This window comes from Hyphomicrobium sp. MC1, assembly GCF_000253295.1.
Classification (GTDB): domain Bacteria; phylum Pseudomonadota; class Alphaproteobacteria; order Rhizobiales; family Hyphomicrobiaceae; genus Hyphomicrobium_B.
In genome coordinates this window covers 3,388,796-3,410,995 of record NC_015717.1, presented here as the reverse complement: position 1 = coordinate 3,410,995, position 22,200 = coordinate 3,388,796, and the positions used below count along the sequence as shown (strand labels likewise).

The following is a 22,200-nucleotide window of genomic DNA, read 5'->3' as shown; positions in this document are numbered from 1 at the left end:
CATGCAGCAATTCTCGGCTAGACAGCATCCGAAGGGGTTACATTTCGGGCACAATGCCGACTGAGTAAGCGTAGCACCGATCTCCTTCATCTAGTTACTCCCAGAAACCAAGCCAAAACGCATCGTCATGCGCTGGCACATATCTTGCTATCATTCTATTGTTCTATTTGTAGTATGATCAGCACGATTTAAGGCTAGCAAAGCGAGAGGAGTGGGAATGCTTCAACGGGTTGTCTCTCTGGCAGTGGGCTTGCTCACCGTCTCTTTTGGTGCTGCACAGGCAGCGGATACGATTCCGATCAAGCCCGAGCCGGGCACTGTCAAAATCGGCGTGCAGCCGTGGCTTGGCTATGGTCCTTGGCACATCGCTGCTGCAAAGGGCATCTTCAAGAAGAACGGCCTCGACGACGTTCAGATCGTGAACTTCTCGGAGCAGAAAGATATCGACGCCGCGATGGCGGGTGGTCAGCTCGACGTCGAGAGCGTGCCGACGCACAGTGCTCTTGTTGTTGCCCAGGCGGGCACGCCTCTCAAGATCGTCTTGCTCTTGGACTTCAGTCTCAAGGCCGACGCGATCATGGCGAAGGGCGTCGATAGCGTCAAAGATTTCAAAGGCAAACAGGTGGCATTCGAAGAGGGTTCCACCAGCGATGTCCTGATCAACTACGCCCTTGCGCAGAATGGCATGTCGATCAACGATATCCAGCGCGTGCCGATGCCAGCGGCGCAGGCTGGATCAGCGCTGATTGCGGGCCAGGTGCCGATCTCCGTAACGTATGAACCATATCTCACGGTCGCGCTCGGTCAGGACAAGGCCGCGAAAATCGTCTACTCCGCGGGCGAAGACCCTGGCCTCATCAGCGATGTGCTGACGGTTCACGAGGACATGATCAAGAAAAAGCCGGGTCAAATTCTCGCGCTGATTAAATCTTGGGACGAGGCGCTCGCCTTTTACCGGGCAAATGAAAAAGAAGGCCGCGCCATCATCGCGAAGGCAGTGGGCAGCACACCGGAAGAACTCGCGACCGCATTCGACGGCGTGCAGTTCTATTCCGTTGCGGAGAATGCCCAGCATCTTGGCACGGATTTCGAGAGCAAGACGATCAAGGATGTCGCCAAGGCTGCCAAGGCCGCGAAGATCTTGCAGTCGGACGACGTTCCGGCCGGATTCATCGACAGCAGCTTTGTTGAAGCAGCAGGCAAATGAACGCTCTCGACCGAAGTGTCGCCACAGATTCCGTCGCTGCATTCCCGATGCAGCGACGGCCGTCTCGGCGGCTGCTCAATCTCACCGCTACAATAGAGCCGCAACGCTTTGTGGCGATAGCTTGCCTGGCATTTCTCCTCATTCTCGGTGTGTGGTGGGCCGTAACGGAAGCGGGCCTCGTGCGCTCGCTGTTTCTGCCGTCCCCGCCAAAAGTTCTCCATCGCCTCATCTCTCTGGCTCAAAGCGGTGACTTGGCGAACGATCTTGTGACGAGTCTCGCCAGAATAGCGATTGCCTTCGCGCTGTCATGTGCGCTGGCTATCCCAGGTGGCATCCTGATCGGCTCCTACCGCGTTTTGGACGCTTTCTTCGAACCCGTCATAGATTTCATACGCTACATGCCGGTGGTCGCATTCGTGCCCTTGACGATCTTATGGTTCGGGACGGGCGAATTTCAGAAGTGGCTGATAATCTGGATCGGCACGTTCTTCCAACAGATCTTGATGGTGCAGGACAGCGTTAAACGTGTGCCGCGTGATTTCGTCGATGTCGGCCGTACGCTGCAAATGCCGGAGCGCAATATTCTCTTCAGGATTGTGTTGCCATCTGCCGCGCCCGGTATTTGGGATGGGATGCGTATCTGTCTCGGTTGGGCTTGGTCCTGGCTCGTCCTAGCGGAACTCGTCGCTGCAACATCAGGTCTGGGCTATCGCATTACGGTAGCGCAGCGCTATTTCCAGACCGACACGATCATTGGCTACGTTGTCGTGCTCGGCGTCCTTGGCTTAGTTTCCGATCAAGTGATGAAATTCATCGGACGCCGCATGTTCAAGTATCTAGAGGCCGGCCGATGACGCGCTATCCTAAATTGAAAGTCGATGCCGTCTCAAAGTATTTCGGCACTGGTGCAGCGCGTACGAAAGCTGTCGACAACGTCACGATTTCGCTCGTCGAGAACGAATTCGTCGCTCTCGTTGGAGCGTCGGGATGTGGCAAGAGCACGTTGCTGTCTATCATCGCTGGCCTGCAGACCTGCGAAGAGGGTGTCATTCTCGTCGATAATGTGCCGATCGACGGGCCCGGCCGTGACCGCGGCGTTGTCTTTCAGGGCTATACGCTCATGCCTTGGTTGACGGCTCAACAGAACGTTGAGTTCGCCCTGCAGGCCGCGGGCATGAACCGGAAAGACGCGAGAGATGTCGCGCTCGAACACATTAAGCTCGTGCGGCTAGAGAAATTCAAGGACCGTTACCCGAACCAACTGTCAGGTGGCATGAAACAGCGCGTTGCGATCGCGCGTGCGCTGTCATACCGGCCGAAGATCCTCTTGATGGACGAGCCTTTTGGCGCACTCGATGCGCTCACGCGCCATCACATGCAGGAATTGCTGACCGGCATCTGGGAAAAGCACAAGCTGACGGTTCTGTTCGTCACGCACGACGTAGACGAAGCCGTATTTCTCGCCGATCGCGTTCTGGTCATGAGCAATCAGCCCGGCAAGATCAAACTTACCGTGCTGATAGACTTGCCGCGTCCGCGTGTACCGGCAGTGATGGCAACCGACGCATTTCGGCATGCTCATTGGACGGTGCTGCAGAGCATCCGCGAAGAGTCGATCCAAATTGCAGATATGGAAAGTACTACACTATGAGTTCAACTATCCTCGCGGGCGAATATGACTTCATCGTCTGCGGCGGTGGCGCATCCGGCGCGGTCGTTGCGGCGCGTTTGGCAGAACGTCCAGAAATTCGCGTTTTGCTGTTGGAGGCGGGTGGAGACGAACGCATTCCGGAAATCGACGATGCTAAAATCTGGATGCGCAACATCGGCGGCGAACGTGATTGGAGCTTTAAGTCCGAACCGCATCCTGGCCTCAACGGTAGACGGGCACCGTTGCCGATGGGCAAAGTTTTGGGCGGCGGATCGAGCATCAATGGATTGGTCTGGGCGCGCGGCCACAAGAACGATTTCGATCAATGGGCGGAAGAAACGGGTGACGACGGCTGGAGCTATAATTCGGTCACCAAGGCTTACAAAGAGATCGAGGACTGGCACGGCCCAAACGGCTCGGGAATGCGCGGCAAGGGCGGTCCAGTTTACATTACGCTTCCTGACGATCCGATTCCTGTTGCGCCCGCGCTGGTCGATGCTGCCCACGCCTTAGGCATTCCGCGCACCGACGATCTCAACGCGGAGACGATGGAAAGCGACGGCGGCTGCGGTATCGCCAATATCACGGTGAAAGACGGCATTCGAATCTCGACGGCGAGCGCCTATCTCCGGCCCCGTATGCACCAGCCGAACCTCACTGTCATTCTCGGCGCTGAAGTCGAGCGTGTGCTTTTCACCGGCCGGCGCGCGACTGGCGTTGCGTTCACCTGTCATGGCAAGCAGCTGATCGCCCACGCAACGTGCGAAATCATCTTGTCGCTCGGAGCAATCAACACGCCGAAGGTTCTGATGCTTTCAGGCATAGGCGACGAGGCTGAGCTTGCGCGGCATGGTATCCCGTTGAAGCAGCATCTGCCGGGCGTCGGCCGCAATCTGCAGGATCATATCCTCGTTGCAGGCTGTGTTTGGGCGTATTCAAAACCTGAGCCACCGCGCAACAACTCGGCAGAATTCACATTTTTTTGCAAAAGTGATCCCTCGCTCAAGACGCCGGACCTTCAGCCCATTCTCGAAGAGTGCGGCTTCGGATCCGAAATCACGCGCGACCAATACAACGTGCCGGTCGATCCCTCGCAGGCGTTTACGCTGGCACCAGGGCTCGTGCGCCCACAAAGCCGCGGCTACATCGAGCTGACAGGGCCGCGTGCGTCCGATCCACTTCGCATCCATGCCAATCTGCTCAGCGATCCGGCAGATATGAAGGCCCTCGTTCGCGCCGTCGAGATCTGCCGCGAAATCGGCAATTCGGCGGAGCTTAAGGCGTTCACTGAGCGGGAGATCATGCCCGGCCCCCTCAAGGGCGCCCAGCTCGAGAACTTCCTGCGTAACGCTGCCGGCACGTATTTTCATGAGACGTGCACCGCAAAGATGGGACGCGATCCGATGGCGGTCGTGAACGGGGCGCTGCAGGTTTATGGTGTCGATGGTCTGCGCGTGGCTGATGGTTCTGTCATGCCCGCGGTCACGACAGGCAACACGATGGCGCCCTGCGTGATGATCGGTCATCGAGCTGCCGACCTGCTTCTCGCTAGCCATTCGAGCGGCTAATACCTTGGTTTACGGTAAAACATATTGTTATTCTATAAATAGTATGTTTTGCTTCTGGCGCTCGCTGGCCTTGGCACCCACGAGACTAAGAACCGGGAGCATGGCAAATACGATGAAGCCAACCATAGGAATCATAGGGGGCACAGGCGATCTGGGATCGGGCTTGGCTAAGGTCTGGGCCGCCGCCGGTTACAAAGTGATTGTCGGTTCGCGCTCAAAAGACAAGGCAGAAGCCTCTGCTGCCGAGATTGGTCATGGCGTTACTGGGTTGTCGAATGGAGAGGCCGCAGCCACAGCGACAATCATCGTGCTAACGATTCCGTTCAGCAATCATGCTTCGACTATTGCCGAGATCAAGGATGCGGCGCAGGGCAAGATCGTCATTGATGCCACTGTGCCGCTCGTGCCGCCAAAAGTGTCGACCGTACAGCTCCCGGTAGACGGCTCGGCCGCGCAGATATCGCAACGGCTTTTCGGTGACGGAGTGAGGGTCGTTTCGGCATTTCATAATGTGGGCGCCAAGAAGCTTCACTCTGGCGGTCGCGCTGATTGCGATGTGCTTGTCTTCAGCGATGATAAGAACGCACGCAGCACGGTCGTTGAACTGGCTGGTGTGGTGGCGCGTCGTGGCGTTGCCGGCGGCGCGTTGGCGAATTCCGCCGCCGCTGAGGCAATGACGTCCGTCCTTATCTGGATCAACCGGCAATATAAGGTTCCGAGCGCCGGCATTGGTATTACCGGGCTGGAAGCCAACGAGGCGGTATAGACACGATGCAAACCGCGCCCGTCACATTGTTTGCTTTGCGAGGAGTTCCGTTGATCGAGCCAGGCGACGATCTGGCTGCGATCCTCGCGGCGGCGGTTCGAGATAACGGTGTCGGTCTGCAAGACAGCGATATTCTGGTTGTCGCGCAAAAGATCGTATCGAAGGCCGAAGGCCGCTATGTCGATCTCGAAGCCGTCGTGCCGTCGGAAGAAGCCAAAGCTCTGGCGCAACGAAGTGGCAAAGATCCTCGGCACGTCGAAACAATTCTCAGTGAATCCGACGATATCGTCAAAGTCGGGCCCCACCTCATTATTGCCGCCCACAAGCTCGGTTTCGTGATGGCCAATGCCGGCATCGACGAGTCGAACATCTCCCATGGCGAGGGAGCAGGCCGATTGCTTCTCCTGCCTTGCGATCCCGACGGCAGCGCAGCATCCATCAAAGCGGCACTCGATGCGGATTTCGACGTGGCGATCGGCGTCATCATTAACGACAGTTTCGGTCGGCCGTGGCGCAATGGCGTCGTGGGGATAGCCATCGGCAGCGCAGGAGTTCCATCACTGGTCGATCTTGTTGGCAGCTCTGATCTCTTTGGTCGCGAGTTGCGGGTGACGGAAGTTGCCATTGCCGACGAACTTGCGTCGGCAGCTTCGCTTTTGATGGGGCAGGCGGGGGCGGGGTTGCCTGCCGTGATTGTTCGCGGCTTTCAAGCGAGCGCACCTGAGCGCTCGGCGTCGGTGCTCGTTCGCGACAAGGAGAGGGATCTCTTTCGATGAGCACGCCCATGCCGCAATCAAATGAGGTCGGCAGCGTCGTGGCGCTCTGCGGTGGTGTCGGTGGCGCGAAGCTTGCGCTCGGATTGCAACGCGTTCTCGGGAAAAGTCTCAAGCTGATTGTCAACACGGGTGACGATTTCGAACATCATGGTTTGATGGTCTCTCCTGATATCGATACCGTGCTCTACACGCTATCCGGACTTTCCGATCAAGAACGTGGCTGGGGGCGCGCCGATGAAAGCTGGAATTTCATGGCCTCACTCGCAGAACTCGGAGGCGAAGCATGGTTTCAGCTTGGCGATAAAGATCTGGCGCTGCATGTGCTGAGAACTCAACGCCTGCGGGCGGGAGAGACGCTTACGTCTTTTACGAGCGCTATCGCGCAGCAGCTCGGGATCACAGCGACGATTCTGCCGATGTCGGATCAACCGGTACGGACGATCGTCGAAACGCCAGACGGTGACCTGCCCTTTCAAGATTATTTCGTCAAACATCGATGCGAGCCGAAAGTCAGCGCCATTCGCTTCGAGGGCGCAGAATCGGCCCACGTAAGTGATGCTGTTCAAAAGGCGTTGCAATCGCCGATGCTGCGCGCCGTCATAATCTGCCCATCTAACCCGTTTCTTAGCATCGATCCTATTCTTGCGACGCCAGGCGCTCTCGATCTTCTAGATCGTGTCGACGCGCCGGTCATTGCCGTTTCTCCGATCATCGGTGGCGCTGCCGTCAAAGGGCCGACTGCGAAAATCATGGCACAGCTCCACATGCCGACGAATTCGAAGGCCATCGCAGAACACTATCGCGGCATTATCGATGGTCTCATCATCGACGAAGTCGATGCGATCGATGCCAGCTCGATCGAACTCGCAACCATGGCTACGCGCACGATGATGACAAGCGCCGCCGACAAGGAGCGTTTGGCGCATGCCTCTCTCGCCTTCGCCAACGAACTCCGTCAAGCTAGAGTCTCGCGATGATTCAGAACATGCTACAGAACAATATTTGGGCCATTGTCCCTATCAGACGGTTCGCGGGCGCGAAAAGTCGTCTGAGCGATGTGCTCAATCCGCACGAGCGCGCAACGCTCGCTAAAGCCATGGCCGCAGACGTTCTCGAACAGTTGGCTTGCACGCGCGGATTAGCGGGTACCCTGGTCGTGACGTCGGATCTCGACGCCCATGCGCTCGCTGCGGACTTCGGCGCGAGAGTTGTTGCGGAGCCAACGGAGGCGGGGCTCAATGCCGCGATCTCTCAGGGTATTCGAACGGTCGGAAAATTTCGAAATAATCCCGCAATCATGGCGGTGCCGGCCGATCTTCCATTCGTTACGGCAGCGGAGCTTTCGGAAGCCGTGTCCGCGTTGAAGACGCATGCGGTCGTCATTACCGAAGCGGTGCGGGATGCGGGCACTAATATTTTAGGCTTATCGCCATGGAACGTCATGGATCCGGCGTTCGGAACCGATAGCTTTGCCCGACATCTTTCATTAGCCCGCAGTGCCGGTCTAGAGCCGCTGGTCCTGCCACTGCGGGGCGCCGGGCACGATGTTGATGTTCCCTCGGATCTCGTCATGGGTGCATCGCTTCGTTGTGGCCTGCGAACGCTCGCATGCCTGGCGAGCTTTCGGCATTTCGCGCCGAAACGGCAGTTTGAGCTCGTAATTTGATGACAGGCGTTTCCGATATTCTCTCGCGTAAATCTGGTTCGCGCCTCAGTCGCGACGAGGCGATGGCGCTCGTCGACCTCGACGATATCGCGCCGCTTCTCGACGCCGCCGCTCGGCGCAGGGACGCAGCACACGGAGACGTGGTTTCATATTCCCGCAAAGTCTTCATTCCGCTGACGCAGCTGTGTCGCGATGTCTGTCACTACTGTACTTTTGCCCATCCCCCGCGCAAGGGAGAGCGTGCTTATCTGACGCGCGATGAAGTCCTGTCCATTGCGATGAGCGGTAAGAAGGCTGGATGCAAGGAAGCGCTTTTTACACTCGGAGATAAGCCGGAGCTGCGCTACGAATTCGCGCGCGACGAGCTGCGCGCGCTCGGCCACGATACGACGCTCTCATACGTCGCTGAGATGGCCTCCGTCGTCCTTAAGGAAACCGGGTTACTCCCTCACATCAATCCCGGTCTCATGTCCGACGATGATCTGCTCTCGCTTCGCAGCGTTGCAGCTTCGCAAGGCATCATGCTTGAGAGCGCGTCCGAGCGCCTGTGCGAAAAAGGCCAAGTACATTACGGCTCGCCCGATAAGGCGCCAGCCGCGCGTCTCGACACGATCCGGCGCGCTGGCGTCCATGGCATTGCCTTCACGTCCGGCATTCTGATCGGCATCGGCGAGACACGTGAGGAGCGTATCGATGCGCTCGTTGCGCTGCGCGACCTCAACGACCAGTATGGGCATATACAAGAAATCATCGTCCAGAATTTTAGACCCAAGCCCGGCACACGCATGGCTGACGTCGCAGCGCCGACGCTCGATGATCATCTCTGGACGATTGCAATCGCGCGGCTACTCTTCGAGCCAGAAATGAATATCCAAGCGCCGCCGAACCTGAGCGCCGGGGATCTACCGGCACTCGTCTCGGCTGGCATCAATGATTGGGGTGGCGTATCGCCGGTAACGCCGGACTTCGTCAATCCGGAAGCGCCTTGGCCGCATGTGAGGGTTCTCGAACAAGAAACAAGCGCCGTTGGAAAAGCGCTCCGCGAACGTGTCGCAATTTATCCCGCGTTCGCACGGCAGCCGTCGAAGTGGGTCGACAGAACCGTGTTAAAGCCGTTATTCGTCATGACTGACGCGGACGGATGGCCGCGAACAGATACTTGGTGCGTCGGCCGACTGGAAGAGCCACCTGCGCACGACGTCAAGCTCGTGCGTGCGAGAAAATCGCATCAAGCGTCCGACCGGATTCGTGCAGTTCTCGACAAGGTATCGGACGGCAGATGCCTTGGCGAAGATGATATCGTCTCGCTATTTCGCGCTCAGAGCGACGACTTTTCTGCGGTTTGCCGCGCTGCCGATGAACTGCGACGGCGCACAAACGGCGACGTCGTAAGCTACGTCATTACGCGGAACATCAACTACACCAACATCTGCTATTTCAAATGCCAGTTCTGCGCGTTCTCGAAAGGCAAACTGAGCGAAAATTTGCGCGGCAAGCCGTACGACCTCGGCCTTGATGAAATCGCACATCGCGCCTTTGAGGCTTGGGACCGCGGCGCGACAGAAGTCTGTATGCAGGGCGGCATTCATCCGTCCTACACAGGCCAACGGTATCTCGATATCTGCAACGCCGTAAAAACGCGTGTGCCACAGATGCATCTCCACGCGTTTTCGCCACTTGAAGTGGCACAGGGCGCGAAGACGCTCGGTATCACCGTTCGTTCGTTTCTTGGGCAACTCAAGGCGGCCGGCCTCGGAACGCTGCCCGGAACGGCAGCTGAAATCCTGGACGACGAAGTTCGCCAGCAGCTATGCCCCGATAAGCTCGACAGCGCCGAATGGCTCGACGTTATGAGGACGGCCCACCTGTCCGGCTTCAAGTCGACGGCAACGATCATGTTCGGTCACATCGACCGCTATGAACATTGGGCGCGACACCTGCTGCGCATTCGCAATCTGCAAATCGAGACCGGCGGGTTCACGGAGTTCGTTCCGCTACCGTTCGTGCATATGGAAGCGCCGATGTATCTCAAAGGTCGCGCACGGCCAGGACCGACGTTCCGTGAAGCGATACTGATGCATGCAGTATCGCGACTTGTGCTGCATCCGCACATCACGAACATTCAAGCGTCCTGGGTAAAGCTAGGCGCCGACGGTGTTCGCCTATGCCTTGACGCAGGTGTGAACGATCTCGGTGGCACGCTGATGGATGAGAGTATCTCGCGTTCGGCGGGCGCAAGTCACGGCCAGGAAATGACGCCGGAACGAATGGAAGAGATCATTCGCACGTCTGGCCGACAGCCGCGGCGACGCACCACGCTCTACGAAATGGCGTCCACCGCGACACGCGAGATCCGTGGCGTAAACGCAGAAGAGCAGCAGCTCTCGCTCTAACACTCACCGCCCCAAAAATCGATGATCTGACCTTCGACTAAAAAGCGCGCAGAAAGACCATAATATGAACTAGTCATCCTATTGTTGGTATGATTATCTCACATTCGAAATTCGAGAGCGCTTCGCTCGAAACGAGTTTGAGCGGCCAATTCCGAACGTCGGAAGCTGCTGAATGATGCCGGCCTGCGCCGGCCAAGGAGGAATGGGTGTCGACGCCCACAGTGCAGCCTTACGCGACCCTGAGGGAAAACCTCGCCGTGCGTGATCGAAGTCTTCGAGAAAAGGTGATGTCTCTCGCAGAGGCCGCCGCTCTTATCCCTGATGGCGCGTCGGTTGGAATCGGCGGATCGACGATGTCGCGAACTCCGATGGCGATGATCTGGGAATTGATCCGCCAGCGCCGCAAAGCCCTGTCGTGCTCGCGCTGCATCGTTTCGACGGATGGTGATCTTCTTTTCGGATCCGGCGTCGCTGACGAGATTGTCACGAGCTGGTTCGCGCAAGGCATCCTTTGGGGATTGTCGAAGGTAATGCGCCACCACGTCGAGAAGGGCGACAAGCGCTATCAAGAATGGAGCCATATGGCGATCGGTATGCGCTTTCGCGCCGGCGGCATGGGCGTACCTTTTCTGCCGATCCGCTCGATGCTCGGCTCCGACGTCATGGCCCAGCGTCCGGAAGTGCGTGAAACGGATTGTCCCTTCACGGGTGAGAAGTTGCTTTTGGTGCCGGCGCTCAATCCTGATGTCGCATTGATCCACGTCCAGCGCTGTGACGCCTATGGCAACGCGCAGATTGATGGCCTTCAATTCATGGACATCGACCTCGCAATGGCCGCCAATTGCGTAATCCTGACGACGGAACGCATCGTCTCGAACGATCAAATCCGGCGTGCGCCCGATCACACGAAGATACCGTTCTTCTGCGTCGATGCCGTCGTCGAGGTTCCTTACGGCTCGGCGCCGCATGAATGCTACGGCCTTTATGAGCCGATGATGCAGCACATGGAATCTTATGTGGCGCAGGCCAACGCGGATCCTGTTGGAGGTGTGCTGAAATATCTTGAACGCTATGTCTACGAACCGAAGAACTGGGCCGCTTTCCTTTCGCTAATCGGGATGGAGGAACTCCTCGAAGCAACGAGGAAAGGCCGGAGCATGTACAATGACTGAGCGCAACAGCTACAGCGCAGCCGAGATCCTGACGGTCCTCAGCGCTCGCCAGCTCAAAGATGGGCAAGTCGTCTTCGCGGGCATCGGCATCCCGCTTCTCGCCGCAACGCTTGCGCAGCGCACCGGTTGCCCGGGTTTGACCATTCTGTTTGAAGGCGGGGTGGTTGGTGCATTTGTCGAGCCAGGCAAGCTGCCGCCATCGACCAACGATCAGCGCTGTACGAAGCGGGCGAACATGGTGCTCGGCAGCGCCGACGTGCTTTTGCTTCTTCAGCGCGGATACGTCGATATCGGGTTCATGGGCGGCGCGCAGATCGATCAATTCGGCAATCTCAATTCATCCTATATCGGCGATCCAGCCGCGCCGAAGACGCGTCTGCCGGGAACGGGTGGCGGCAACGATATTTCGAGCCTCACGAATATGATCGTGGCGATGAAGCACGAGAAGCGTCGCTTCGTGGAGTATGTCGATTTCATCACGAGTCCGGGATTCATCCGCGGGCACAACACGCGAGCCGAGCTCGGCCTTCCAGCCGGCGGCATGTTTCGTGTCATCACCGAGCTGGCTGTATTCGGATTTGATGACGAGACGCGGCGCATCAAGGTGCTTGCACTCAATCCCGGCGTGACGTCCGAAGAGGTGCAAGACAACACCGGATTCGATCTGACTTTCGATAGCAACGTCTTGGTAACCGAGCCGCCGACCAGTCGAGAGCTTGAAACGCTCAGGATGCTCGATCCCGAACGTCTTTTTACCGCCTAAGAAAAATTCACTGAGGACTAAGATGACAATGCTTTCCAAAACGTTCGGCGTCGCGGCACGGAATTTTACGGCCTATCCCGAAATGCCGAATGCGCGGCAGCTCGTCGATTATGGCGTTCGTGCCGAAGAGTTGGGATACGATTCCGTTTGGGTGTGGGATCATATGCTGCTCGGTGTCGATCCGAATTTTCCTATTATCGATTCTCTCACCGTCCTGACCGGAATTGCAGCACGCACCACGCGCATCAAGATGGGCACGGGCATTCTCGTTCTGCCGCTGCGCAACCCTGTTGTGCTCGCGAAGCAGCTCGCGAGCATGGATCAGTTGTCGGACGGTCGCCTGATCATGGGCATGGCGTCCGGCTGGTACAAGCGCGAGTTCGATGCCGTTGGTGTGCCGTTCGAAAAGCGCGGCAAGATCATGGACGAAAATCTCGAAATCCTGAACCGGTTGTGGACCGAAGACAAAGTGACCGGTCAGTACATGCATCACAACATGTCGTCAGCCGTGATGTATCCAAAGCCCGTGCAAAAGCCGCGTATGCCGCTCCTGGTCGGTGGTTATGTTGATAAGGTTCTACAACGCGCTGCGACCGCTGGTGATGGCTGGCTAACGTATTTCTACCGTCCGGCAGATTTCAAGAGGTCCTGGGACAAGATTCGCAGCTTCGCCAAGGATGCGGGAAAAGATCCCGACACGCTTCTCAACGCCTCTCAGCTTCCGATCATGATTGGACCGTCGAAGGCCGCCATCCAAGACGAGATGATGGATTGGCTCAACAAGGAATGGGATTTCCCAGCCCACAGCGATTGCTCGCGCGACAGCGCAATTATGGGGACAGTTGATGAGTGCGTCGAGCAATTGCGCGAGCACATAGCCGTCGGCGTGCAGAAGATCATCTTCGTTCCTTACAAGTATCAACCGGAGCAAGTCGAGATCATCGCGCGTGAAATCATCCCGCGCCTCAAGGCTCTTTGATTTTCTTGAAAATGACGACGTCCCGGAGACATTGGAATGACTGATCCGAACCGTAAGAAGATTCTCGATAAGATCGATACCAGCAAAGATCATGCTGTCGGCTTTCTAAGGGATATGGTGACTATCCCGAGCGTCACTGGCGACGAAGCCGCCATTCAGAAGTTCGTTTCGGAATACATGAAGACCGTAGGCCTCGACGTCGACATGTGGGAGACCAACTGGGAAGAGCTGAAGAAGCATCCTGGCTATCGTCCGGTCGATCGCGGCTATGAAGGTCGTCCGAATATCGTGGCAACGCTCAAAGGCACGGGTGGCGGTCGTTCGCTGCTTCTCAACGGCCATACGGACGTTATTCCGGTTGGCAATGGTGAAGGCTGGAGCGACAATCCTTGGTCTGCGAGTATCAAGGATGGCCGCATCTACGGCCGTGGCTCATGCGATATGAAGAGCGGCGTCGCGAGCCATATCCTGGCTGTGCAATACCTGAAGGAACTCGGCCTGACGCCCAAGGGCGACGTTATGATCAACGTCGTCATTGACGAAGAGGTCAGCGGTCACGGCACCCTCGATACGGTCATTCGCGGCTATACGGCGGACGCAGGCATTTCCGGCGAGACTAGCGACCTTGCTGTCCAGCCAGCATGCATCGGGCGCATCTGGTTCGAGATCGAGATCCAAGGCAAGCCTGCAGGTATCCAGCAACGTTACAAGGGCATCAGCGGCATCGAGCTTGGTAACAAGATCACTAAGGCCGTCGCCGATCTGGAAGCCAAGCGCATCGCGACAGTGACGCATCCGCTCTATCCAAGCGCAATCGACTCGCTGCCCTGCATCGTCGGTAGCTTCCAAGCCGGCAACTATCCGAGTGCCTTTCCCGCGAGTTGCTTGCTGAAAGGTAGTATCGGAACGGTGCCAAGCGAAGATCATGAGGGCGTCAAGCAGAGCTTGGTTGACGCCGTCGCTGAGGCGGCCGCGCAAGATCCATGGATGAAAGATCATCCACCGGTCGTGCGGTTCGTCGGCTACGATGCCGAGGCATCGGAAATTCCGCGCAACCATCCGATCGTCGAAACGGTGTCGCGCGCCTACACTGAAATCACCGGCAACGAGCCGGTCATCAGCGGCCGACAAGGTGCTGCCGACACGCGCTTTCTCAACAGCTATGGCAATACTCCGACCGTCATTTTTGGTCCGGGCTCAACAGCCATCATGCATGCTAATGACGAGTACGTTTCGATCGACGACTACATCACGTCGATTAAGGTCATGGCGCTGAGCATTTACGATTGGTGCAACAGCGAAACGGCCCAGTGAACTCATTAGGGGTGCCGACTGCCCAAACAATCGGCACCTCTGCGATGCCACGCTACCGATTGCCGATCAGGAAAGGCCCATTGAGCTCGAATTGACGGAGTAAATGACGAAGTTGGGGGTATCCTTTTCTGTATTTGCGGGATACCTCTCGTCAGAGCACTTTGACGGTCATCCATAAATCGAGCTCATGAACAAACTTTCCCTGATTTACGATCGCAGCCGGGTCCCGCTTTATCTCCAGGTCGCCTCGGTAATGCGCCAACGCATTGAAACCGGGCACTGGAAGGAAGGCGAGAAGATCTCAACGCTCGAAGAGCTTGAGAAAGAATTTCTTGTCGCCCGCGTTACGATCCGCCAAGCCGTTGAGATTCTGCGCGATGAGGGCCTGCTCGATTCCCAGCAGGGCCGCGGCACATTCGTTTCCGGAAAGCCGAAGAATAATCGCTGGTTCAATCTTGCAACCGATTTCGATTCTGTTCTCGAATCGCTCAAGCAGAATGTCGTCAAAAGCGTAAGCGTCCAAGAGAACGCCGGAAAGCCGAACCTCGGTTCAGGCGAAGGGCATCTCGCCGACTCTTATGCGTTTCTGCGAAGCGTCCAATACAACGACGGCGCACCATTTTCCGTCGTCAATCTTCACCTCGATCAGAAGATTTTTGCGCGCGACAGCAAGCGTTTCCTGCGTGGAGCGGCGCTGCCGGTCATTGTCGAAATGGGCGATGTCGTCATAGCACATGCTTATCAGACATTGACGATCGGCGTCGCAGATCCGGAAACCGCGGACCTCTTGAAAATCGGCCTTGGCGAACCGGTGGCTGACTGCCACCTCGTTCTTGTCGACGACCGCGACATCGCGATCTACAGCGCCAACATCCACTATATCAAAGATTGCTTTGCGGTCCGTTCCGACCTTCTCGGAAAAGGTGGAGCAAGAGGCCGTGCATCCGCAAAACGCAGGTGAGTCGTGTCATGCCGTGCCGACGTCAGGCCGGCACGCTCAAGACCTCGCTCGGCTTGCGGCCGACAATCGCTTCATAGCGCGCTTGATCGGTAGCGCCTTCGGTATTGATCACGAAGACGCGCGAATTTTCGTCGAGCCCAATGGCCCTTTTCGCATTCGGATCGGCTAGGGCCGCGATTAACCCGGCAAGCCCGGCACATCCGCTTTCGCCCGAGACAATCGCCGGGTCATTGTTGACCGGCGATGCGAGGCGTCGCATCGCATCTATAGCGTCTTCTTCGCGAAGCGTCATGAAAGCATCCGCGCAGCGGCTGAGGATGCGCCACCCCACCAACGACGGCTCGTAGCATTCGAGCATGGCCATGATCGTCGCTTCTCCTTGAGCGACTTTGACGGTATGCCCGGCCTTCGCGCTTTCAAAAACGCAGGCAGCCAACTCTGGCTCGACAACGATAAATTTTGGGCGTTGAGGGCCATAAACTCCCGCGAAATATCCGGCAACGCCTGCAGCCAAGCCGCCGACGCCAGCCTGCACAAACACGTGGGTCGGCGGCCGCGGCATGTCTCGGACGGCTTCTCCGAGCATCGCCGTATAGCCTTGCATAACGAGACTCGGAATACGCTCGTAGCCGGGCCACGAGGTGTCGGAGACGACGATCCATCCACGCTCGTCGCAAACGCGCTCGGCTTCCGCGACGGAGTCATCGTAACTGCCGTTGACGCGGATCATCGTGGCGCCGAACTTCGCGATGGCCTCGACGCGCTCGTCACTGACGCCGGAGTGGACGAAGATCGCAGCTTTGGCGCCGACGAGTTCGGCGCCTGCGGCGACCGAACGGCCGTGATTGCCGTCAGTCGCACAGCCGACGGTCATCCGTTCGGCGATATGACGGACTTCGGGCGAGTGCAGATCGCGAATGTCGACGGGCTTGCCCAGCTGTCGACTTGCTTCTTCAAGAACCAGACGAATAACCGCGTAAGAACCACCGAGCGCTTTGAAGCTGCCGAGTCCAAGACGTGTGCTCTCGTCTTTGATCTCTATCGAAGCGACGCCGAGTTCGCGCGCCAGACCCGGCAGCCGCCGTAAGTGCGTCGGCTCGTGATTTCTGCGGTACGTGAGGAAGCGTTCGACTTCCGCCGTCGCTTCGGCGCTGAGCACGGCGGCGTCGGTCGAGTCGAGAGGAGCGTTGTGATCTGGATGCGCGTTGAGGATGAGCATGCTGAGACTTCGGCTGTGGGTTCGAAGGTACGATGCGAGAGTGAGCGATGAGCCAATTAATTGAGCAATTAGCGCGCTTGAACTTCGCCTCGATTGAGTACATCCTATTATACTAATGTTAGTATAACAATGGGCATTGAGCCGCATGAACAGGAACGTCGCGACGATAAACGGCCATGCGCGTTCGTTGCGTCGCTTTGGCCTCTCGTCGGTGCGGCTCTGGTTTCGGAAATTCCTTCGCGAATACGAAAAAACGCTCATTGCGTCTGACATGCCGTGCGAAACGCCACACTCAGCCCGCATCTGGTGCTCGCACACGAGGTGCGCGCGACGACCGGATATCCGCAAACAACGCCACGAAGGTTGATATGAACCCCAACGCTACCGAAACGATCGACGGATTGAAAACCTACAAGCTTTTCATCGACGGCGAGTGGGTAACCTCAAAGCGCAACGAAATCGCCGACGATCTCAATCCGGCAACCGGAGAAGTTTTCGCACGCACTCAGCAGGCGGGTGGAGAGGAAGTTGAGAATGCGATTGCAGCCGCTTATCGCGCCAACGCGACGTGGGGTGAAAGCCTTGCGGCCGAGCGCGAGACGCTTCTTTTGCGCGTTGGAGAGGTCGTGGCGCGGCGCAAGGAAGAGATCCGCGATCTTCTGATCGAGGAATGCGGCTCGGCCTTCAGCAAGGCGCTCTGGGAAATTGATTACGTTATCGATCTGATGCGCAGCACGGCTGGCGATGTTCGCCATCTCTTCGGTGAGACGATGCCGATGACGATGCCGGGTCAGATTTCGATGTCGGTCAGGCGGCCGCTGGGAGTCATCGCCGGTATCGCCCCCTTCAATTCGCCGTTTCTGCTTTCAATGAAGAAGATCGCTTTCGCGCTTTCGGCCGGAAACACGTTCGTTCTAAAGCCATCCGAGGAAACGCCGATCTCTGGCGCTATCATCGCCGACGTGTTTCAGGAGGCGGGTTTGCCGAAAGGTGTGCTCAACGTCATTCCGGGTGCTCCCAAGGAAATCGGCGCAACACTTCTGGCAGATGCGCGCGTCCGCATGATTACGTTCACGGGCTCGACGCGAACGGGTCGCTATCTGGCGGTCGAAGCTGCGCGCAATCTGAAGCGTTTCACGCTTGAAATGGGTGGAAAAAGCCCGCTCATTGTTCTGAAGGATGCCGATCTCGATTACGCTGTCGATGCGGCTGCATTCGGTATTTTTCTACATCAGGGCCAAGTCTGCATGGCCAACTCGAAGGTCATCGTCGAGGCGCCGCTGTACGAGGAATTCTCAAAGCGCTTCCTCGCCAAGACGGCGAAGATCAAAGTCGGCGATCCGCGCGATCCCGAAACTGTTGTCGGTCCGCTGATCCGGCGCTCGCAGTGTGAGTTCATCGATGGCCACATCAAAGACGCCGTCGATAAAGGCGCGCGCTTACTAACTGGCGGCACCCACGAAGGCGCGTTCTATCAGCCGACGGTGCTCGCCGGCGTGACGCCCGAGATGCGCATCTATCATGAGGAAAGCTTCGGCCCGGTCGTCTCGCTTATCTCGGTTGGGGATTCGGAAGAGGCGCTGCGCGTCGCCAACGATACGGCTTACGGCCTTTCCGCCGCCGTCATCACCAACGATTTGCAGAAGGCGCTAGATCTTTCCATGCGTCTTGAGTCCGGAATGGTGCATGTCAATGACACGACGATCACTGACGAGCCACACGTTCCGTTCGGCGGTGTCAAGAACAGCGGTTTCGGCCGTGAGGGCGGTCGCTATTCCATGGAAGAAATGACTGAAGTGAAGTGGATTACGCTGCAGATGGGACAGCGTCAGTTCCCATTCTGACAATGAAACTGCAGGGGTGAGCTTCTGCTCGTCCCTGCGGACTCTCAATTGGATGCTTCAACCGCACAGCGCGCGCTGTAGATCCTTCGAAGTCGAAACCGCACCAAAAATTCCGCCTTCCGTCGTGATCGTGCGCAACGCGGCGTCATGGTTGGCTGTCTCGGTCGCCGCGCAGCAATCAGAAAGCGTCAGGCACTCGTAGCCGCGATCGACAGCCTCGCGAAGCGTCGAGTGCACACATACGTCTGTCGTCACGCCCGTCAAAATCAAATGCGTGATCCCGCGCGCCGCTAGAATCTGGGCCAGATCCGTATTGTAAAAGGCGCTATAGCCCGGTTTATCGACAACCGGCTCGCCCTCGGCAGGGCGCAGCTCTTCGATAATGTCCCAGCCTTCCTCGCCGCGGATCAGCAAACCGCCGAGCGGGCCCTTCGAGCCGATCTTGCCGCCGCCATTCTCCGAGCGCCAAAGCTTGAGCGGTGACAGATCGCTGCCGTCTGCCCGATGCCCTTCACGCGTGTAGACGACGAGGCCGCCAGCGGCGCGAATGGCATCGCGGGCCGTCCGAATGGCGGGAATGGTTCCGCGCGCTGCATCGATGCCATAGCCCATACGATGCACGTAGCCACCTTCGGAACAGAAATCTTTCTGCATATCGATGATCAACAGCGCGCATCGGTGTGGATCGAGTTTTTGGTCGTGCGGCCACGTGTAGGGCACGGCTTCTACCGCCATCGGCATCACTTTCTCTTGCGGTCTAGGAGCGGCAATCGCGTTCCCTGCTTTCAAACAGCTTGACTCTAGAATACTTCAAATTCAAAATCGAGTTCTAATATGTATTTTATTTGGGATCCTAAAAGGAAAAAGGCAAAATTTCCATGTCTTTTGAAGACATTGCATCGGTGACTCCGATCAACGGCGCGGTCCGTTCTAGCGGTGAAAAAAGCTCGCTGTCGCAGGAGGTCTACGCGCGTCTGAAGCAGAGCATTTTCGATTTTCGGATGCCGCCGGGGCAGCGCTACTCGGAGCAGGAACTGGCTGTGGCGTTACAAGTCTCGCGCACGCCGTTGCGACTTGCGCTGCATGTGCTCGCTCACGAGGGCTACCTGCAAAATGTTGGCGGTCATTCCGCTTGGCAGGTTCGCCCGCTCGATCTGAGCTTCTACGAAGACCTTTATGATTTTCGCGTCGAGATCGAAGCTTTGGCGCTTCGCAGGATCTGCGCACGGGACGTCGCGCCAGACCTGTCCGAGTTGCGTGCCTTTTGGTGTGTTCCGAAAGAAGCCCGCGAGCTTGACGGAGCAATCGTCGGTCCGAAGGATGAAGAGTTTCACCGGACGCTTATCAGGCTATCCGGCAATCAGGCGATGGCGCGCGCGTTCGACGAACTGACGGACCGCATCCGTATCATTCGCCGCCTGGATTTCGTCAGCCCTGAACGGATCGCCGTCGCTTACGATGAGCACAGCCAGATCTTAGCAGCCGTCGAAGCACGCGACGCCGCTTTATCCGAGCGTTTGATCCGCCATCACATCGAGACGTCCCGGATCGAGATCCGCAAATTGACGCTCCATCATATGGCCATTGCTACGGGCACGACGGCGCCTGTCGGCGCGGCTGCAAGATCGAAATAATGACGAAAACCAGGAGTTCGCCATGAATTACGTTCCCCCACAATCAGCGTCTGGATTCGACGCCGGCGCGGAAGACAAAGTTCTGATCAACGATTGGCACGTCGTCGCCTTCACCGAAGAAGTGCCGCAGAACAAGCTCGTTCCGACGACGCTGATGGGGCGCGATCTGGTGATATGGCGCGATAAGAACGATCAGATCCACGTCTGGGAGGACCTCTGCCTGCATCGTGGGGCTCGCCTCTCGAAGGGCTTCATCAAGGACGACAAGGTCGTCTGCCCGTATCATGGCTGGAATTATGATGGCACCGCGAAGTGCGTATTCATGCCGGCTGCGCCGCAAGACCAGCCGATGAAGAAGGCCAAGGCGATTGCCCATCACGCGCAGGATAAGTACGGCTTCGTCTGGGCTTGCATCGGTACGCCAGCGAACGACATTCCGGCGTTTCCGGAGTGGGACGATCCGAGCTACAAGAAGGTCAACTGCGGACCTTATCCGTTCCGTTCGGCATATCGCGCCGTCGAAAACTTCATCGACGCAACGCATTTCCCGTTCGTGCACGCGGGCGTCAACGGCATCATCGACGAGCCCGATCCGATTGCAGGATATGACGTAACCGAAGACGAGAACGGTCTTGCTTCGACAGAGGTCCGCGTGACGCAGCCCTACGGCGATCCCCGTAACATTCCGGTGACCGCGTACTACGCTTACAAGTGTCTTCGCCCGCTCGTTGCCTATTTCAAGAAACGCGTCGTCATTTCCGACCCTGCGCGTGCGCATCTCGGCAATGACAACGATCGTTTCTGCACTTTTCTCACGGCTCAGCCTGTCGATGAAACCCACAGCATCGTGCGCATCTGCTGCGCTATGAATTTCACGCCAGCGCCGACGGACGAGGAAGTCCGCCGCCGTCAGGATCTCGTTTACCAGCAGGACGGCGACATCGTCGATACGCAGCGTCCGGAGCGCATTCCCGTCGATCTCCGTTACGAGCTGCATCATCGCAGCGATCTGATGGGCCAGAAGTACCGGAGCTGGTTGAAGAACATGGGCGTCACGTATGGCACTTTCGGAAGTCTCTGAGTCGTCAGCTGCCGTGTCGAACTCCATGACGATTCCGACGCGCCTACAGAGCGTCACGTATGCGACAGATGACGTGCGTCTTTTCGAGTTTGCGTCGCTGAACGGTCCGTTACCGCTCGGTGATGCAGGCGCACACATCGACGTTCACCTGCCCGAAAAACGGCTGCGCCAATACTCTCTGATCACGCCGCTGTCTTCGTCAAAGAGCGTCGTGATCGCGGTGAAGCGCGAGCCTTCGGGGCGTGGTGGCTCGGTCTTTCTTCATGATACGGCGCGCGTCGGATCTGAAATCTCCATAAGCCCGCCGCGCAACAATTTCGAACTCGACGAGAACGCATCCGAGACGTTGCTCCTGGCAGGCGGGATCGGCATTACGCCGATTTACTCGATGTTCGTTCGCCTGCTGCAACTCGGTCGTCCCGTTCGATTACACTATTGGTGCCGGTCCGAGGCGCATGCGCTGTTTCGTGACGAGCTAAAACATCACGCTAACACGGCAACAATCCACAGCGCAGAGCCGAGCCGCCCTTCGGTCGCCGAGATCATAAAGTCGGCCGGTCCGCAGACTGAGATCTACTGCTGTGGTCCAACACGCATGCTCGACGCATCTGCGCAAGGCGTTGCAGATCCCGCTCGGCTGCACATCGAGCGTTTTGGCGGCGAGGCGATCAAACCCAGCGGCGACGCGGCCGGTGCCTTCACTGTCCATCTTGCGCGTAAAGGCATCGATGTCCCTATCGCGCCGGAACAGACGATCCTGGAGGTGCTCCTGGCTTTAGGCGTCGATGTTCCTTACTCATGCGAGGAAGGCATATGCGGAGCGTGCGAAACAAAAGTCATCTCCGGCTCGCCCTCTCACTGCGATCGCGTGCGTAGCGCAGACGAAAGTAATCGCCGGCAGACCATGATGATATGCTGTTCGCGGTGTTTCGACGGTCGGCTTGTGTTGGATATTTAGAGGCCACGCGAGGTCGTTCGCCAGCGTGCTCACGATTATAGCCGACATACATCCCAATGGGGGCGGTGGCTTATCGTGCTGCGCCTCCAGGAGGCGGCTCGTACGCTTGATGTCAAAAAAATGGTGGGATGAGTCGTTGCGAACCCGAACTTACGTTTTTGTTCGGAGTACTTGATGTCCCATGATTATGCCGCGTCCACATTTGCCTTCTGCTCGTCGAGCCAGGATAGAAGCTTGGGTATCTCTCG

The 22,200-nt window shown here is 57.6% G+C and carries 20 protein-coding genes; 18 read left to right on the top strand and 2 right to left on the bottom strand.

Translation table 11 applies throughout. From position 1 onward, the window contains the following. Nucleotides 1-217 precede the first annotated feature (217 nt). The 14 genes from HYPMC_RS16430 to HYPMC_RS16365 all read left to right on the top strand — a co-directional run bounded on the left by HYPMC_RS16430 (nt 218) and on the right by HYPMC_RS16365 (nt 15,216). Nucleotides 218-1,207, top strand: a complete 990-nt coding sequence (locus HYPMC_RS16430; protein ID WP_013949160.1) for an ABC transporter substrate-binding protein — start codon at nt 218-220, stop codon at nt 1,205-1,207. Next, the gene (locus tag HYPMC_RS16425) at nt 1,204-2,061 is read left to right on the top strand and encodes an ABC transporter permease (protein ID WP_013949159.1); all 858 of its coding nucleotides are present in this window, start codon (nt 1,204-1,206) and stop codon (nt 2,059-2,061) included. Before HYPMC_RS16430 ends, HYPMC_RS16425 begins: the two co-directional genes overlap by 4 nt. Next, on the top strand, nt 2,058-2,858 hold the full coding sequence (locus tag HYPMC_RS16420; protein ID WP_013949158.1) for an ABC transporter ATP-binding protein: 801 nt from the start codon (nt 2,058-2,060) through the stop codon (nt 2,856-2,858). Before HYPMC_RS16425 ends, HYPMC_RS16420 begins: the two co-directional genes overlap by 4 nt. Beyond that, nucleotides 2,855-4,426 carry a GMC family oxidoreductase gene (locus HYPMC_RS16415; protein WP_013949157.1) on the top strand — a complete coding sequence of 524 codons (1,572 nt, stop codon included), beginning with the start codon at nt 2,855-2,857 and terminating at the stop codon, nt 4,424-4,426. The genes HYPMC_RS16420 and HYPMC_RS16415 overlap by 4 nt, the downstream gene beginning before the upstream one ends. Nucleotides 4,427-4,526: 100 nt before the next feature. Then, nucleotides 4,527-5,192: an NADPH-dependent F420 reductase gene (gene npdG, locus HYPMC_RS16410; protein ID WP_013949156.1), complete on the top strand. Its 666-nt coding sequence runs from the start codon at nt 4,527-4,529 to the stop codon at nt 5,190-5,192. Nucleotides 5,193-5,197: 5 nt separating this feature from the next. Further along, complete coding sequence (gene cofE, locus HYPMC_RS16405) at nt 5,198-5,968, top strand: coenzyme F420-0:L-glutamate ligase (protein ID WP_013949155.1); 771 nt, start codon at nt 5,198-5,200, stop codon at nt 5,966-5,968. Further along, entirely contained in the window at nt 5,965-6,945 is a 981-nt protein-coding gene (cofD, locus tag HYPMC_RS16400; RefSeq protein ID WP_013949154.1) for a 2-phospho-L-lactate transferase, read from the top strand. The genes cofE and cofD overlap by 4 nt, the downstream gene beginning before the upstream one ends. Continuing rightward, a complete protein-coding gene (gene cofC, locus HYPMC_RS16395) occupies nt 6,942-7,634 on the top strand; it encodes a 2-phospho-L-lactate guanylyltransferase (RefSeq protein ID WP_013949153.1) in 693 nt (230 codons plus the stop codon). Before cofD ends, cofC begins: the two co-directional genes overlap by 4 nt. Further along, a complete protein-coding gene (gene cofH / locus HYPMC_RS16390; RefSeq protein ID WP_013949152.1) occupies nt 7,634-10,027 on the top strand; it encodes a 5-amino-6-(D-ribitylamino)uracil--L-tyrosine 4-hydroxyphenyl transferase CofH in 2,394 nt (797 codons plus the stop codon). Before cofC ends, cofH begins: the two co-directional genes overlap by 1 nt. Nucleotides 10,028-10,233: 206 nt before the next feature. Next, nucleotides 10,234-11,199, top strand: coding sequence for a CoA transferase subunit A (locus tag HYPMC_RS16385; RefSeq protein WP_013949151.1), 966 nt, complete (start codon nt 10,234-10,236; stop codon nt 11,197-11,199). Then, entirely contained in the window at nt 11,192-11,962 is a 771-nt protein-coding gene (locus tag HYPMC_RS16380; protein WP_013949150.1) for a 3-oxoadipate--succinyl-CoA transferase subunit B, read from the top strand. The genes HYPMC_RS16385 and HYPMC_RS16380 overlap by 8 nt, the downstream gene beginning before the upstream one ends. 22 nt (nt 11,963-11,984) lie before the next feature. Then, entirely contained in the window at nt 11,985-12,941 is a 957-nt protein-coding gene (locus HYPMC_RS16375; RefSeq protein ID WP_013949149.1) for an LLM class flavin-dependent oxidoreductase, read from the top strand. A gap of 36 nt (nt 12,942-12,977) precedes the next feature. Continuing rightward, nucleotides 12,978-14,255, top strand: coding sequence for an ArgE/DapE family deacylase (locus HYPMC_RS16370; RefSeq protein ID WP_013949148.1), 1,278 nt, complete (start codon nt 12,978-12,980; stop codon nt 14,253-14,255). 187 nt (nt 14,256-14,442) lie between these two features. Beyond that, a complete protein-coding gene (locus HYPMC_RS16365) occupies nt 14,443-15,216 on the top strand; it encodes a GntR family transcriptional regulator (protein ID WP_013949147.1) in 774 nt (257 codons plus the stop codon). 22 nt (nt 15,217-15,238) lie between these two features. On the opposite strand, the gene HYPMC_RS16360 is transcribed toward HYPMC_RS16365, so the two are convergent. Continuing rightward, the gene (locus HYPMC_RS16360; protein WP_024276289.1) at nt 15,239-16,435 is read right to left on the bottom strand and encodes a diaminopropionate ammonia-lyase; all 1,197 of its coding nucleotides are present in this window, start codon (nt 16,433-16,435) and stop codon (nt 15,239-15,241) included. A gap of 368 nt (nt 16,436-16,803) precedes the next feature. Between HYPMC_RS16360 and HYPMC_RS16350 the strand changes: the two genes are divergently transcribed. Then, nucleotides 16,804-18,279, top strand: coding sequence for an aldehyde dehydrogenase family protein (locus tag HYPMC_RS16350; protein WP_013949145.1), 1,476 nt, complete (start codon nt 16,804-16,806; stop codon nt 18,277-18,279). A 57-nt stretch (nt 18,280-18,336) separates the two neighbouring features. On the opposite strand, the gene HYPMC_RS16345 is transcribed toward HYPMC_RS16350, so the two are convergent. Continuing rightward, nucleotides 18,337-19,020: a cysteine hydrolase family protein gene (locus HYPMC_RS16345; RefSeq protein ID WP_013949144.1), complete on the bottom strand. Its 684-nt coding sequence runs from the start codon at nt 19,018-19,020 to the stop codon at nt 18,337-18,339. 137 nt (nt 19,021-19,157) lie between these two features. Here HYPMC_RS16345 and HYPMC_RS16340 point away from each other — a divergent pair, with 137 nt between their 5' ends. The 3 genes from HYPMC_RS16340 to HYPMC_RS16330 are packed head-to-tail and all read left to right on the top strand — an operon-like array spanning nt 19,158 to nt 21,952. Further along, nucleotides 19,158-19,913, top strand: coding sequence for a GntR family transcriptional regulator (locus HYPMC_RS16340; RefSeq protein ID WP_013949143.1), 756 nt, complete (start codon nt 19,158-19,160; stop codon nt 19,911-19,913). Between the two features lie 22 nt (nt 19,914-19,935). Next, on the top strand, nt 19,936-20,994 hold the full coding sequence (locus HYPMC_RS16335) for an aromatic ring-hydroxylating dioxygenase subunit alpha (protein ID WP_024276286.1): 1,059 nt from the start codon (nt 19,936-19,938) through the stop codon (nt 20,992-20,994). Continuing rightward, nucleotides 20,972-21,952, top strand: a complete 981-nt coding sequence (locus tag HYPMC_RS16330) for a PDR/VanB family oxidoreductase (RefSeq protein WP_013949141.1) — start codon at nt 20,972-20,974, stop codon at nt 21,950-21,952. The genes HYPMC_RS16335 and HYPMC_RS16330 overlap by 23 nt, the downstream gene beginning before the upstream one ends. Nucleotides 21,953-22,200 lie beyond the last annotated feature (248 nt).

Coding starts and splice junctions, on each gene's coding strand:
- HYPMC_RS16430 (WP_013949160.1), top strand. CDS start 218: ATGCTTCAACGGGTTGTCTCTCTGGCAGTGGGCTTGCTCACCGTCTCT.
- HYPMC_RS16425 (WP_013949159.1), top strand. CDS start 1,204: ATGAACGCTCTCGACCGAAGTGTCGCCACAGATTCCGTCGCTGCATTC.
- HYPMC_RS16420 (WP_013949158.1), top strand. CDS start 2,058: ATGACGCGCTATCCTAAATTGAAAGTCGATGCCGTCTCAAAGTATTTC.
- HYPMC_RS16415 (WP_013949157.1), top strand. CDS start 2,855: ATGAGTTCAACTATCCTCGCGGGCGAATATGACTTCATCGTCTGCGGC.
- npdG (WP_013949156.1), top strand. CDS start 4,527: ATGGCAAATACGATGAAGCCAACCATAGGAATCATAGGGGGCACAGGC.
- cofE (WP_013949155.1), top strand. CDS start 5,198: ATGCAAACCGCGCCCGTCACATTGTTTGCTTTGCGAGGAGTTCCGTTG.
- cofD (WP_013949154.1), top strand. CDS start 5,965: ATGAGCACGCCCATGCCGCAATCAAATGAGGTCGGCAGCGTCGTGGCG.
- cofC (WP_013949153.1), top strand. CDS start 6,942: ATGATTCAGAACATGCTACAGAACAATATTTGGGCCATTGTCCCTATC.
- cofH (WP_013949152.1), top strand. CDS start 7,634: ATGACAGGCGTTTCCGATATTCTCTCGCGTAAATCTGGTTCGCGCCTC.
- HYPMC_RS16380 (WP_013949150.1), top strand. CDS start 11,192: ATGACTGAGCGCAACAGCTACAGCGCAGCCGAGATCCTGACGGTCCTC.
- HYPMC_RS16375 (WP_013949149.1), top strand. CDS start 11,985: ATGACAATGCTTTCCAAAACGTTCGGCGTCGCGGCACGGAATTTTACG.
- HYPMC_RS16370 (WP_013949148.1), top strand. CDS start 12,978: ATGACTGATCCGAACCGTAAGAAGATTCTCGATAAGATCGATACCAGC.
- HYPMC_RS16365 (WP_013949147.1), top strand. CDS start 14,443: ATGAACAAACTTTCCCTGATTTACGATCGCAGCCGGGTCCCGCTTTAT.
- HYPMC_RS16360 (WP_024276289.1), bottom strand. CDS start 16,435: ATGCTCATCCTCAACGCGCATCCAGATCACAACGCTCCTCTCGACTCG.
- HYPMC_RS16350 (WP_013949145.1), top strand. CDS start 16,804: ATGAACCCCAACGCTACCGAAACGATCGACGGATTGAAAACCTACAAG.
- HYPMC_RS16345 (WP_013949144.1), bottom strand. CDS start 19,020: ATGCCGATGGCGGTAGAAGCCGTGCCCTACACGTGGCCGCACGACCAA.
- HYPMC_RS16340 (WP_013949143.1), top strand. CDS start 19,158: ATGTCTTTTGAAGACATTGCATCGGTGACTCCGATCAACGGCGCGGTC.
- HYPMC_RS16335 (WP_024276286.1), top strand. CDS start 19,936: ATGAATTACGTTCCCCCACAATCAGCGTCTGGATTCGACGCCGGCGCG.
- HYPMC_RS16330 (WP_013949141.1), top strand. CDS start 20,972: ATGGCACTTTCGGAAGTCTCTGAGTCGTCAGCTGCCGTGTCGAACTCC.